The following is a 13,075-nucleotide window of genomic DNA, read 5'->3' on the forward strand; positions in this document are numbered from 1 at the left end:
GACCACTTTCGTCACCGGGATGCGGCAGCCGTCCTGCGTATGCACGTCGTCGGCGTCGCTGTTCCGCCGCTGATCGACCACGAGATGGCTGAGAAATCCAATTGAGTGCGATAGGGTTGGGGATCAAAGTTCACCGGAAACTTCTCGTCGGCTCCGGTCGAGCTCTTCGCTGTAACGACGCAGGGTGTGGCTTTCCGTCAGGAGGCCGATAACCTTTTGGCTTATGAGGTCGCTCACGACCGCAAGAGCCTCACTTTCGCACTGGTCGAACAATGCCACCGCCTGCCGGGCGTTCATGGTTGGTAGGAGGACATCGTTCCCATGTTCCGCCAGGTGGCGCACAGGAACGGTTGCCTCTTTATTTTCGATGAGATTACCATGCACAGCGGGGACAAGAACGATACCGGCATATCTTCCGTTCGGTTCGGTGAGCACGACGCGCTGGGTTGACCCGATGGGAAACGCATTTCGGAAGTCCGCTACGGAGATATCGGCTGCCGCTGTGCGTACATCAGCGCGCATAAGCTTGTCGACCGTCAGGTTCCGGATCCAGCCCACATCGTGCGCGCTACGGATCGTTTCTCCACGCAAGTGGAAACGCCAGGTGGCGAAGGAATAGCCGAACAGCGTTCGCACGATGAAGGAGGAGGTGATCACCGACGCCAGCACAAGGGCCGTCATCGGGAAGTCACCGGTGATCTCGAGGGCAAGGAATGTCATCGTCAGTGGCCCGCCGATGACGGCGACCGCGAGTGAGCTCATGCCAACGACTGCGTAGCTAGCGGGCTCTAGGCTGGCGTGACCAAGATAAGGCGCAGCAAACGAAAATAGCTTCCCGATCAGAGCCCCCATCAAAAGTGAGGCGAAGAATAGACCGCCGCGGAAACCGGAACCGATCGAGATCGCAGATGCGGTCGCCTTTAGCACGAGCAAACTGAGAAGCGCAAAAACAGGTACATCGGTCTCCAAGTTCAAGTGCAGGGCACCGTGGCCGCCAGACAGAATCTGCGGGCTGATCATGGCAAGAAGGCCAACGACCGCGCCGCCGATGATAGGGCGCAAATAACCGGGAATCGCGCTTCGGCGCGCTGTCTCTTCGACAAGCGCGACACCCTGCATGAGCAGGATTCCCAAGCCCCCGCAGATTGCGCCGAGCATTAATGCCGGCACATAGTCTGCTGGTACGATGCTGCCTACGCTGCCGACGTCAATACCGGCGTCGCTTGCAGATAAAAATCGGGCAACAAGGTTCGCGATGAGAGCCGAGACGACGACGGGGGTAAGTGAGACGATCGTATAGGCACCGATAATGAGTTCGAAAGCGTAGAACGCGCCTGTCAACGGTGCATTGAAGGCTGCGGCAATTGCGCCAGCCGCTCCGCAACCGACGAGTATGCGCATGTCGGAGCGCCGGAGTTTCAGCTTGCTGCCGCATTTGGAGGCGAGGCCCGAAGCGACCTGCGTATAGCCGGCTTCCAACCCGACGGATGCGCCGAAGCCGTTCGACACGAGATTCTGGACCGCAACGATGAGGCTGTCGGTCAGCGACAGGCGGCCTCCATGCAGGGCATTTGCTTCTATGGGGTCAACCAGCGGCCTCTTGCGCCAGCGCGCTAGCACTAAAAGCAGGAGCCCGAGCAGCGCACCGCCAGTGATTGGAGCGGCAAGCATAAGCGTCTTGTCTTCGACTGTGGTCCCGCTCAGGCGAACGCCTGGCTCAAGTTGGAAGACAATCATATGCATTGTCCGCGCAATGAAGGTCATGACGGACACACAAAGCCCTGCGGCGATCCCCACAATGGCTCCAGCGAATGCCAGGCCGAATTCGCTGCGGCGCGGGAGCGTACGCATTAATTCGAGGCTCAGGAATCGGTAAAGGACCGATGGGCGCAATTTGCGCAGGCGCCTAAACGTTCCGGGAAAACGGGGAGTGTGATGTGTCATGTGCTTTGCCGACGGTCGAGCATAGCCCGCGAACCTCGATTCAAGTGCGTGTCATCGACGGATGTAGACCTCCGCCATTGCCTTTCAAAGTTTTTTTGGTCGCTTGTACGGAAAGTGCCCAGGCTAGATGACGAACTTCTGGTAGCCTTTCGAGAGCACGTATCCCAACGACGAAGATGAGCAGCGCAAAGATACTGTTGAGCGCGCCCTTTCTGGTTGCAAGTTTGCGCACGGAAAGGGCGCCCACTAGGCCGCTCACAACACCACCACCGATAATGACGATGGCCTAATGTACCATGAAGGGTGTCGCAGCTGTGAGCCGGCCATGTGCCGTTGGCGATATATTTCGACAGGGTCCACAATCTTGAGGCTCGCCATCCCGATCTACCTCATGGTAAATCCCTGCGTTCGAAGCATGCTGGTCTGGACCGGGGCGCAATTTGACGCAGTTGATGTTGCGCCCCATAATGGTTGCATCATGCCTATGCGCGATATCGCGGGCGCGAGGCGCCGTCGAAACACACGCTGACGCTTCGATTCTCATCAAGCGCGGCCAGGACCGCATGAACAAACACGCAACAACGCCAGTTGCCTTTTGGCCTTCTGGAAATCGATATTCTATCGTCGCGGTGGCGAATTTAATGTCCACGAGGATCAACGGTTTATCAGAGGTTCGACCCGTCGATGGCCGACAAGTAGTCCGCATTTGCCGAGCTAGCTGGCACGATCGAAACGGACGCGCATCAACGCCAAAGGCCTGGAATCTGGGCCATGCAGCAAGACATCGTGCCCCGAAGGCAGTTTTCGGAAGTTGATATCCAGCCATTCTCCTGGCTCTACATTTCCGAGATAAACGACATACCTGGAGGCAACCATATTTGTTTGCCTCTCCCCTGCTTGAAACAATGCCCGATCTGCCAAAGCGCTGTAGCTCGGAAAATAGAGGAGTCCGGCCGCATTGAATTCTGTCGCCGGGCACGGCAGGACCTTTTGAGTTTCCGACATTCCGGAGAGTTTAAGACGGTCGTCGCGAATGTCTTGCGCTGTGGCTGAGGCCTTCTCGGCAAAGCGACGAACCGCGAGGGGAGCCTCAGGGGGCATCGCCAACGCTCGCGGGCTCCGCCGAACGACCGATCGATTGCTTCCCGGTTCGGAGCGTCCGACGAAGGTCGAGACCAAGATCATGCCGCCTACAATATCGCAGCCTACCGTGATGCGGAGAAGCGACGCCAGACGCCCGTGGCCGACACGGTAGAGATCGGCGGCCAGTGTCATTTCCCCGCCTAGGCGGGGAAGATGGGGTCTTTTGAGTTGCAGACTAGTTGCGCAAAATGCCGCGTAGAGTGGCTCGCCCTCTGAGCAAGTGAAAACAGCATCCCGCTGCCCCATGGCGCGCGCGATTAGCCGCCAGTGCAAATCACCCGCACGTCGCTTGAGCCATTGCTCCGAAATGCCGTGGTAGCCCATTTCCGCCATTCCAAGCACGTGGCGTTCGATAAGCGCCGTCCCGTCGCACCTGGTGAGCTTGAGAGTGCTCATGCGGCCAGCCTGTCCTTTCTAAACGACACTATTCGTTCCGCGAGATATCGGCTGTCCTCATCGATCGCAAGAAACCGTCCCGATCCCCAAGTGTTCAGCCAGCCGAGCCCAATAAAATACAGACCAGGTACATTCGTGACGCCGCGGTTGAAGAGCGGCTTGCCGCGCTCATCGAGACAATCGACGTTGAGCCAGGAGTAATCCGGCCGGAAACCGATCGCCCAGATGATCGAAGTGATGCCTGCCTCGCGAAGGTCCACGCTGGTGATTTCCCGTTCCGGTCGCCAGACTTTCTCGAATTCCGCTTCTTCCGGCGCATCGATGTTCTGGGAAGAGATCCACGCGTCGATCTGCTTCCGGATGCCCAGGTAGCTTCGATCTGCGTCGTCCAGGTTCTTCTCCAGATCAGGAAGGAAGGTCATGCTCGTCCCGTCAGCACCAGCCACGGAACCGTAGAGGCGAACCCCTTCCAATGCATATTTGCGCAGATCGATCTCCTTGCCGCCGTCACGACCGGACATGTAATGGTTGGTCTGGGTCAGAGCCTTGACCGGATCGGGATGGCGATCGATGGTGACCGCATAGGTGCCGGCATCGTAAAGCCAGTCCGTGGCGTCCCTGCCGCGGTATTTGCGCGGGCTGCGCGGAGCCGGGCCGACAGCGAGGTGAACGGACCGGCCCTCAAGGTGGAAATCGTCCATGATCTGCACACCGGACTGGCCCGTCCCGACGATCAGCGTTCCGCCCGCAGGGAGCTGCGACGGGCGACGATAGTCCCGCGAATGCATCTGGACGATCGAAGCGTCGAGATTACTAGCATAGGGGGGAACGATCGGATTGTCGTATCCACCCGTGGCAATCACGACCTGATCGGCCGTCATCGTGCCCTCGTTAGTCTCGATCACGTATCCGCCGCCATCAAGGCGTGACACATGTGTCACGTCGACGCCTTCTTTCAGCGGGGCGTCGAAGCTCTCCGCAAAACCGTCGAGATATTCGACGATTTCATGCTTGAGCATGAAACCGTGCGGGTCCTCGCCGTTATAAGCCCATCCGGGCAGACGGCATTGCCAGTTCGGCGTAACCAGAGAGAACGTGTCCCAGCGGTTGTTTCTCCAGCTTTCGAACCGGCGGTGCCGCTCGAGCACGACATGTTCGATCCCCGCGCGCGTGAGATACCAACTGACCGAGAGGCCGGCCTGACCGCCTCCAATAACGAGAACAGGCACATGTGCGGTTGCTGTGTCACTCATGGGAAGACCTTTCATGTCATGGAGAGGCAGGTGACCTCTCCGTCCGCAGGTTGGAGCGAAGCGGTGCTTTCGATCTTGTTGAGCTGATCAAGTGCGGAGGAACAGGCGAAGCCGAACTTTTCGGCGACTCTGTCTGATGCCTCGTGTAGCCCGGTGCGGGCGCGTTCGACGAATTCGCCGAGTGGATAGGTCCGTCCGGCTTCGAGGTGCCGTTTTATCGCCGTGGAGGGAGAGTAGCAGCTTTCCTCCGCTCCATCAGGCCAGCGTATGCTGAAGCGCACCTCGGGCATGTGCGGTCTCCTTTGAAAGCGAGATGTAAGGGCTTTTCTCATAGTCCCAGAACGTGGCGCGAGCGCCATCGTAGGTCAGATCGATCCTGCTGTTGTCCGTCGCCCGGCCGATACGGGCTGCACTGATGTCGCGCACGCGAAAAAGCGAGCAGACATGCGCTGCCTGATCGGCGCGAACGGAGAGCAGGAAGCCGTAGCTAGGAAAGGTCCGCAGCCATCGGTCGATTGCCACGCCGGACGGAAGTGGCAGCGTGGACAGATCTATATCGTAACCACAGAGTGAGGACTCGGCCAGCATCACAGCTGTCCCCACGATGCCACCCTGGCTTATGTCCTTTCCGGCATCGACAAGCCCGGCTTCCGCGAGTTCCGGCAGAAGTTCGTAATCGCCGCGCAGCCGCTCGTGCGGGGCATCGAGAGCCGCGCACCAGTTGTCGAAACGCGGCCGATACTGACCCCGATGATCGATCGCGGCGATCAACACGTCGCCGGGCTTTGCCGCAAAGCTGGAGATAAGCCGTTCTGCCCGCCCCGTAACAGAGACGGCGAGATTGAGCTCGCGGCTGTTCAGATTTGTATGTCCACCGACGATCGGGATCCCATAGGCGCTTGCCGCATCCTTTAGCCCCGACAAGAGGGGCAGGGCCGATGCGGCATCCGGTGCCCAGACGGCATCGAGAAGTGCGGTGGCGCGTCCGCCCATCGCGGCTATGTCCGAGAGGTTTACCATCACGCCGCACCATCCTGCGAACCAAGGGTCATCCTGGACGAACTGGGGCATGAAACCCTCGCCCGCAAAGAGGTCCCATCCGCCTTGCCGGTTGGGGATCGCCGCGGCGTCGTCGCCGGGCATTCCCGTCGTGCTGGCGGACAGCGAAAGTACCTGCGTCGTGGCTGCTATGTGCAGCTTGCTGCGGATCGATGGATGGGCTGCGAGTGCAGCCGCCAGGGCATGTAAGTCCATCATGACCTCCGCGCTCTGGCCGACCAGCCGATGGTCGGGTCGCATATCGGGGGGTAGTGGTCGAGTGAAGCCAGCATGTGCATGTGGCGCACGCCATGCAGATCGACCTCTCCAGCAGGTTCCCAATGCAGGCGCCGAAACAAGGGTCCATTCTGAAGCTGGACATGCGCGTGAAACTCGCTGCACCCTATGCCATTCGCGGTACTCACCGCCAGCCGGATCAGCTCTGCTCCCAGCCGACCGACCCTGCGGTATGCGGGAGCGACCGCAAGGCGCGAGCCCCACCAGATACCGGGCGTGGGCTCGTGGATCCTGACAGTCCCCACAACTTCTGCAGGTTCGGCCGCTAACGTAGCGATCGCCGCAAGGGGGAGGGCGCTAGCGTCGATTTCGTCATGGTCACTGCCGACGAAGATGCGCTGTTCGTCTACAAACACCTGGTGTCGGAGACGAGATACGCCTTGAAGTTCCCAGGTTTCAGTTGCTGCCCGGATGATGAATTCAGGGCTGATGAAGGTGGAGTGATCCATGTGGCTCATGCCGGGATCCTCAGTTTCTCGTAAGTCGAGAGCGCCGAGCAGGCACCGCATTTTCCGCAACCGGCCTTGATATCCGAGGCCTTCAGTCCGCCGTCGATGACGATCTGCGACAGGGGAGCCAGGATGGAGGCCATGAAATCGGATTTCGGTGCGGGGTGACTTTCGAGCGGCGTTCCGGAGATCGGTATGAACGGTACGACGAATGGGTAGACGCCCATTGCAACCAGCCGCGTGGACATATCGAGGATGGCTTCACGCGTATCGCCCAGACCCGCGAGGATATAGGTCGAGACCTGCCCCCGCCCGAACACCTTCACTGCGGCTTCGAAGCTGGAGAAATACTTTTCGAGCGGAACGCTGGCCTTGCCGGGCATGATCCGTTGCCGGACTTCTGGTGTCACCGCTTCAAGATGCATTCCCAGCGCGTCCGCGCCCGCATCCTTCATCCGTTCATGCCAGATATCGTCCTCGGGCGGCTCGCATTGTACCTGGATGGGCAGGTCGACGACGGCCTTAACCGCGCGCGCGCTCTCTGCCAAGACGGCAGCACCACGGTCCTTACCCGCAGGCGTGCCGGTGGTCATCACCATGTGCTTCACGCCGTCGAGTTCGACGGCTGCCTTTGCGACCTCCGCCAGTTGCGCGGGAGTTTTGTGCGCGACAGTCCGGCCGGCTGCAAGGCTTTGGCCGATCGAACAGAACTGACAGGTCTTCTTGCGGCTTTCATAGCGGATGCAGGTCTGCAAAATGGTCGTGGCGAGCACATCGCGCGAATGAAGAACCGCGATCTTGTTGTACGGAATGCCGTCTGCAGTCGTCAGATCATAAAATCGCGGACGATTGGGAAATCGAATTCGAGCGACCTCGGATCCTTCCCTGGTGATGCGCGCACGGCCGTCGGCATCGGGCGCCTCCACCAGATAGGGACTGTCGAATGCAGGTGCGGTATGTACCGGCACCATGACGGTTGTGTCGCCGAAATTGACGGCCTTATGGTCCGAGGGGCCTGCGCCACCGCGCCTGCTCTCGTGGCCGGCCCGCGGATCGACGAGACGCATTCCTCGTGTCTGGAGATCGTTGATGAGTTTCGGATCTATCGATGGCAGGTCACGCATCCTGAGCCTCCTCAAATAGCTTGTCTTGCTCTGCATCGGAAAAATCGCCTGTAAGGCCGACCTGCTCGAGTGCGCGTGCGGGCCGCGTGTCGTGGACAAGGTGCAGCAGCTCAGGCCGTGCATAGTGTCCGACCGAATCCATCATCCGCTTGCGCTTGGTAATGAGCCGCATGTCCAGATCGCCGATCAGGATGCCTTCGCCCGAGGTCAGGGGCGGTACGACATGGCGGCCTTCCGGTGTGATAATGCAGGTCATGCAACCATCGCGCAGCCCCTTCTGCAAGGCGGGGTCGGGGTGAATGGAGGCGATCTGGTCATCGCTCAGCCAGCCGGTGGCATTGACCACGAAACAGCCCGATTCCAGCGCGTGGTGGCGCATCGTGACTTCGATCTGCTCGCCGAATATCGGGCCGACAAGTGAGCCCGGAAAATGAGAGGCGTGAATTTCCTCATGCTGGGCCATCAACGTATAGCGGGCCAGGGGATTGTAGTGCTCCCAGCACGCCAGGGCGCCCACGCGGCCGACGGCCGTGTCGACAACCTTCAGGCCGGCACCATCGCCTTGGCCCCATATCATACGTTCGTGATAGGTCGGCGTGATCTTGCGGCGCTTGAGTTTCACGCTGCCGTTCGCGTCGAAGATCAGTTGGGTGTTGTAAAGCGAGCCGCGGTCGCGTTCATTCACCCCAAGCACGACAACTGCATTGCGCTTGCGCGCGGCATCAGCAACGGCCCTTGTTTCCGCCGATGGCACCGTGACGGCTTCCTCATAAAGCCGCAGGTGCTCCGGGCCTTGTTGAACGGGCGGTAGAACGAAGCTGAAATAGGGATACCAGGGTACGAATGTTTCAGGAAATACGATCAGCTCCGCGCCTTTGTCTGCGGCTTCGGCGATCGCATTCAGGACCCGCTCGACAGTGCCGGCGCGCGAAGTTAGGTCGGGCGCGATCTGCACGGCGGCGGCACGTACTGTTTTGGGCATGACTGGCTCCTTCGCATTGCCTGGAACAGAGCACCCCGTCCGCTGCGGAACGGGGTGCCGAGGTCAAATCAGACGGTCCATGTGTCGATGATCAGCGCGTTGGCCTTTTTGTGCAGAAGCACGCAGTCCAGCACGTCCTGCGGCAGGATCGGGATGATGCCGGGGATCAGAGCCGGTTCGCCGTGCCCATAGAGGGCCTGCAATGCGAAGCGACATGCGTAGACCTTGCCGCCTTCCTTCATGAAGCGCTCGAGGTTCTTGTTGAAGTTCAGATGACCGGGAAAGGCCTCGTCGCCGAGCTTGGGGAAGCCGCGCTGGATCCCCAGTGTCACGCCCGGGCCGTACAGAAGAATCGAAGTCTCGTAGCCTTTCCGCTGCAGGCGAATGGCATTGAGAATGTTCACAAGGCCGATAGAACCTTCGAACGCCATCGTGTGGAAGGTTACGAGCGCCTTCTCGCCAGGGTCGGCCTTGACGTCCTCGAAAACCTTGGACTCGTAGTCGACAAAGAAGTCACCATCCTTGTGCGGCTGCTGCGTTACTTCAGGCATGTCTGCATCTCCTTGCGCGGGGTTGATGCAGAAACGATACGAATGAAATTGTATGAATCAATAAGCAGTTTAATATGCATACAATTATTTCTTGATAAAATGCAAAATCGCACACCGAGCGTGCGATCTGCCTAAGTTTCGGCGGGGATTTCCATAATACTGCCCAATTATTGATCCAATTCCTCGCGCCATATTACCGCTTGAAACTGCCCTTTAGCATCCATACAATACGGAGCAATTGTTGTTTTGGATTTGTTTGAAATGTTGAAATGGCTCCCCGAACTCCGCCCTGACGGCAAGCCTCGTTATCTCCAGATTGCCGATGCGATCGAAATGGCGATCAAGCGAGGAGATATCGCCGCGGGTGATCGACTGCCACCGCAGCGCAGGCTCGCCGAACGTCTCGGGATCGACTTCACGACAGTCAGTCGCGCCTACACCGAAGCGCATTCCCGTCGCCTCGTGGAGAGCCATGTCGGAAGAGGTACCTTCGCGCTTGGTCGCCCGAAGGAGGAACATCGTATCGATCCACGTCGCGCCGGGGACGAGGACCTATCGATGAACATGCCTCCCGAGCCGCAGGATCCCGATCTCGTGGCGAGGATGCAGGAGGGCCTGCAGACAGTTTCGGCCAACCTCATTTCCCTTCTCCGCTACCAGTCGACGACCGGTGGAGAGCAGGATAAGGCTGCCGCGTCTTCATGGCTTTCGAAAAGAGGCATGGTGCCAAGTCTCGAGCGGATCGCGATCACGCCGGGGGCACATGCGACGATGACGGCGCTTCTTTCGACGATGACCCGACCCGGCGATGTTATCCTGTGTGAAGCCGTGACATATCCAGGACTGCGAGCGATTGCAGCGCGCATGGGGCTGCAGCTCGTAGGAATTCCGATGGACGCTTCCGGCATCCTCCCGGATGCGCTTGATGCAGCTATCCATTTGCACCAGCCCAAAGCGCTGTATCTTAACCCGACGGTCCAAAATCCGACGACGCTGACCATTCCGCGCGAGCGGCGAATGGAGATCGCCGAAGTTCTCTTGCGGCACAGGCTGCCGTTGATCGAGGATGACGCGTATGGCTTCATTCCCGCAGCCGCGCCCGTTCCTTTCGCGACGCTTGCTCCGGACCTCACCTGGCACATTGGAGGCTTGGCCAAATGCCTCGGTGCAGGCTTGCGCCTTGCCTACACTGTCTCCCCCAACGCCAGAGCTGCATATTCTCTGGCCCAGGCAATGCGCGCCAGCGCCGTCATGCCGTCGCCGATCTGCATGGCGCTCGCCACGAGATGGATCGAAGATGGCACCGCCGACGCCATCCGCCACTTCGTGCGGTTGGAAAGTGCTTCGCGTCACCAGATTGCCGTGGATACTCTTTCAGGCCTGGATATCAAGGGCGAGCCGGAAGCCTTTAACATATGGCTGAAGCTGCCGAAGGGCGCGAGCAGGGCAGAACTGATGGGACGAATGGCCGGGCGTCATGTGGGCTTGATGCCCTCCGATGCCTTCACGGTTTTGGGAAAACCCGATGAGCACATGAGGATATGCCTTGGCGGCATGATTCAACGCGAACAACTGCAAGCCGGGCTTCTTTTTATGGCCCAATCGTTGTCTGAGGCCGGCTGGATGGGCTGACTGTGTAGGGCGAACATTCTCGAGCGTATCGATACACGTATAGTGCTGATGACGCCGATCCTTGGCATATATCGGCTAATGTGGCGTTGAAAGCGTGGCTCACGACGACTTCGGCTCGTGGCATATTGCTTTTATACCGCACCCTTCGATGCGTAGCCGAAGCACAGCAATACAAATAGATAGAGAGCCTGGCGGCAGGGTTTTGGTCCAGAAGCTTTTGAGCAGACCGACCGAATGTGCCCGATCCTGCGACGATTGCGAAGCGGCGGTTTTGCCGTTGCAGCAACAGCATAGACACCCCTAAGACTCGATAACCTGTTGGAATAGATCGCGCCAATCTTATTATTGGACGTTCTGTTCTACCCGCCTCATAGTTTCTGCGTCGGACGAGAAGGACGCCGGTCCTCCCAGGCCTCGCTGTGTCCGTCGCAAAACAATATGGGGAACAATAATGTTCAAGACACGTACGTACCTGCCGATGTTTGTCGCGATTGCCGTGACAGGCATGAGTAGCCCGAGCTTCGCACAGAATTTCGACACATCCTCGATCAAGGTCGACCACGCTTTGGCGGCCCGGCTGCCCGAAAAAATCAAGGCAGCCGGTGTGCTGACGATCGGGTCTGATACCGCCTATGCGCCTTGGGAATTTTTGAGTGAAAAGGACGGGCAGACGCCCGAGGGCATTGATGTCGATATTGCCAATGCGATCGGTAAGAAACTCGGCGTCAAGATCGATTTCCAGACATCTGCCTTCGAAGCGATCCTGCCAGCTCTGGGCACAAAATTTGACCTCGGCGTTTCGGCGTTCTCCGTCACCAACGAACGAATGAAGGCCGTCAATTTCATAAGCTACGCGGACACGGGCAACATGTGGGCGGTGAAGGCCGGGAACCCGACGCAATTCGACTCGAAGGATTTCTGCGGCCGCAAGATCGCAATCCAGTCGGGCAGCTATCATGAAAAGGCGGTGATTGCCGAAAACGATCTCTGCAAGTCTGCCGGCAAGGCCGAAATTGAAATCCTGCCTTTCTCCAAGCAGCCGGAAGCGCTTACCCGTGTCGCTGCCGGCGGCGCTGATGCGACGGTTTCGGGCGAGGCGGGCATCGGCTATGCGGTAAAGCAGTCGAAAGGCGCCTTCGAAATAATGAAGCCGGCCGGCGGCGCATTGAGCAAACACGGCCCGAACGGCATAGCCGTAGCCAAGTCGGACATGGCATTGACCGAACTGATCGCCGACACGATCAACTCCCTGATCGCCGACGGTACCTACAAGGCGCTGCTCGATACCTGGGGGGTCGGTTCCGTGATCGTCGACAAGGCTCTGGTCAACCCCGAAGTCACGATCTGAGCCGATGGCTACCAACGTTGAAAACAACGGAACCGGCTTCCAGCCGGCTCCTTCCGGAAATGCGGCAGTCGCGCGCAACGTTGTCGTCACGCGCCGTCACCCTGGCCGCTGGCTCGCCATCGCCATCCTGGCAATCCTGGCGCTGCAGATCGTTCAGGCCGTTTCAGCCAATCCCAATTTTCATTGGGATGTCTACCTGACCTATCTGTTTTCAGCACAGGTCATCCGTGGGGTTGGGTGGACGCTGATCTTGACCGTCGTCGCAATGACGGTCGCGATCGTGGTGGCCGCCCTGCTGGTCATTATGCGCGACAGCGACAATCCCGTTTTGCGCGGTATCGCCTATGCCTGGGTGTGGTTCTTCCGGGGAACCCCGATCTATACGCAGCTGCTGTTCTGGGGTCTGTTCGCGGTTCTGTTCCCCAATCTTAGCCTTGCTATTCCTTTCGGGCCCGAGGTCATCAGCGTTGAAACCAAATACATCGTCACGCCGGCGGTCGCGGCCATCCTTGGCCTTGGCTTCAACGAGTCCGCCTATCTGACCGAAATCTTCCGGGCGGGATTCAATTCGCTTGATCGCGGGCAGGCCGAGGCGGCGCAGGCGCTCGGCATGAAACCGACGAAGATCTGGTGGCGGATCCTCATGCCCCAGGCAATGCGGGTGATCATACCCCCGACAGGAAACGAAACCATCGGCATGCTGAAGATGACGTCTCTGGTGCTCGCCGTGCCGTTCACCCTGGACCTGACCTTCGCGACCAATGCCATCTCGAACCGTCTCTACCTGCCGATCCCGCTGCTTCTGGTGGCCGGCACCTGGTATCTCGCCATCACCAGCGTACTGATGGTCGGCCAGCATTTCCTCGAACGCCATTTCGGTAAAGGCGTTTCCGTTCATCCGACGATGGCGGAGTAGGC

The 13,075-nt window shown here is 59.1% G+C and carries 12 protein-coding genes; 3 read left to right on the forward strand and 9 right to left on the reverse strand.

What is annotated here, in order from left to right; genetic code table 11:
- Positions 1–123: 123 nt before the first annotated feature.
- The 9 genes from K6301_RS24490 to K6301_RS24530 form a co-directional block, all read right to left on the reverse strand.
- Positions 124–1,851, reverse strand: coding sequence for a chloride channel protein (locus K6301_RS24490; protein ID WP_247222515.1), 1,728 nt, complete (start codon positions 1,849–1,851; stop codon positions 124–126).
- An 807-nt stretch (positions 1,852–2,658) separates the two neighbouring features.
- The gene (locus K6301_RS24495) at positions 2,659–3,483 is read right to left on the reverse strand and encodes a Pnap_2097 family protein (RefSeq protein ID WP_247221432.1); all 825 of its coding nucleotides are present in this window, start codon (positions 3,481–3,483) and stop codon (positions 2,659–2,661) included.
- On the reverse strand, positions 3,480–4,736 hold the full coding sequence (locus tag K6301_RS24500) for an MSMEG_0569 family flavin-dependent oxidoreductase (RefSeq protein ID WP_425475440.1): 1,257 nt from the start codon (positions 4,734–4,736) through the stop codon (positions 3,480–3,482). Before K6301_RS24500 ends, K6301_RS24495 begins: the two co-directional genes overlap by 4 nt.
- Positions 4,737–4,747: 11 nt before the next feature.
- Positions 4,748–5,026, reverse strand: a complete 279-nt coding sequence (locus K6301_RS24505; protein WP_247221434.1) for an MSMEG_0570 family nitrogen starvation response protein — start codon at positions 5,024–5,026, stop codon at positions 4,748–4,750.
- Positions 4,992–5,990, reverse strand: coding sequence for a sll0787 family AIR synthase-like protein (locus tag K6301_RS24510; RefSeq protein ID WP_247221435.1), 999 nt, complete (start codon positions 5,988–5,990; stop codon positions 4,992–4,994). Before K6301_RS24510 ends, K6301_RS24505 begins: the two co-directional genes overlap by 35 nt.
- Positions 5,990–6,529 (reverse strand): MSMEG_0567/Sll0786 family nitrogen starvation N-acetyltransferase, encoded by a 540-nt coding sequence (locus K6301_RS24515; protein ID WP_247221436.1) that lies wholly within the window; start codon positions 6,527–6,529, stop codon positions 5,990–5,992. Before K6301_RS24515 ends, K6301_RS24510 begins: the two co-directional genes overlap by 1 nt.
- Positions 6,526–7,644, reverse strand: a complete 1,119-nt coding sequence (locus K6301_RS24520) for an MSMEG_0568 family radical SAM protein (protein ID WP_247221437.1) — start codon at positions 7,642–7,644, stop codon at positions 6,526–6,528. The genes K6301_RS24515 and K6301_RS24520 overlap by 4 nt, the downstream gene beginning before the upstream one ends.
- Positions 7,637–8,626 carry a Nit6803 family nitrilase gene (locus K6301_RS24525; RefSeq protein ID WP_247221438.1) on the reverse strand — a complete coding sequence of 330 codons (990 nt, stop codon included), beginning with the start codon at positions 8,624–8,626 and terminating at the stop codon, positions 7,637–7,639. The genes K6301_RS24520 and K6301_RS24525 overlap by 8 nt, the downstream gene beginning before the upstream one ends.
- A 68-nt stretch (positions 8,627–8,694) precedes the next feature.
- The gene (locus tag K6301_RS24530; RefSeq protein WP_148147409.1) at positions 8,695–9,177 is read right to left on the reverse strand and encodes an MSMEG_0572/Sll0783 family nitrogen starvation response protein; all 483 of its coding nucleotides are present in this window, start codon (positions 9,175–9,177) and stop codon (positions 8,695–8,697) included.
- 261 nt (positions 9,178–9,438) lie between these two features.
- Between K6301_RS24530 and K6301_RS24535 the strand changes: the two genes are divergently transcribed.
- From K6301_RS24535 to K6301_RS24545, 3 genes are all read left to right on the forward strand, one after another.
- The gene (locus K6301_RS24535; RefSeq protein WP_247222516.1) at positions 9,439–10,809 is read left to right on the forward strand and encodes an aminotransferase-like domain-containing protein; all 1,371 of its coding nucleotides are present in this window, start codon (positions 9,439–9,441) and stop codon (positions 10,807–10,809) included.
- A 451-nt stretch (positions 10,810–11,260) separates the two neighbouring features.
- Entirely contained in the window at positions 11,261–12,157 is an 897-nt protein-coding gene (locus tag K6301_RS24540) for an ABC transporter substrate-binding protein (protein WP_247221439.1), read from the forward strand.
- A gap of 4 nt (positions 12,158–12,161) precedes the next feature.
- Positions 12,162–13,073, forward strand: coding sequence for an amino acid ABC transporter permease (locus K6301_RS24545; RefSeq protein ID WP_247221440.1), 912 nt, complete (start codon positions 12,162–12,164; stop codon positions 13,071–13,073).
- Positions 13,074–13,075 lie beyond the last annotated feature (2 nt).

Origin of the sequence: Shinella oryzae, from assembly GCF_023038235.1 — a bacterium.
Classification (GTDB): Bacteria; Pseudomonadota; Alphaproteobacteria; order Rhizobiales; family Rhizobiaceae; genus Shinella; species Shinella sumterensis.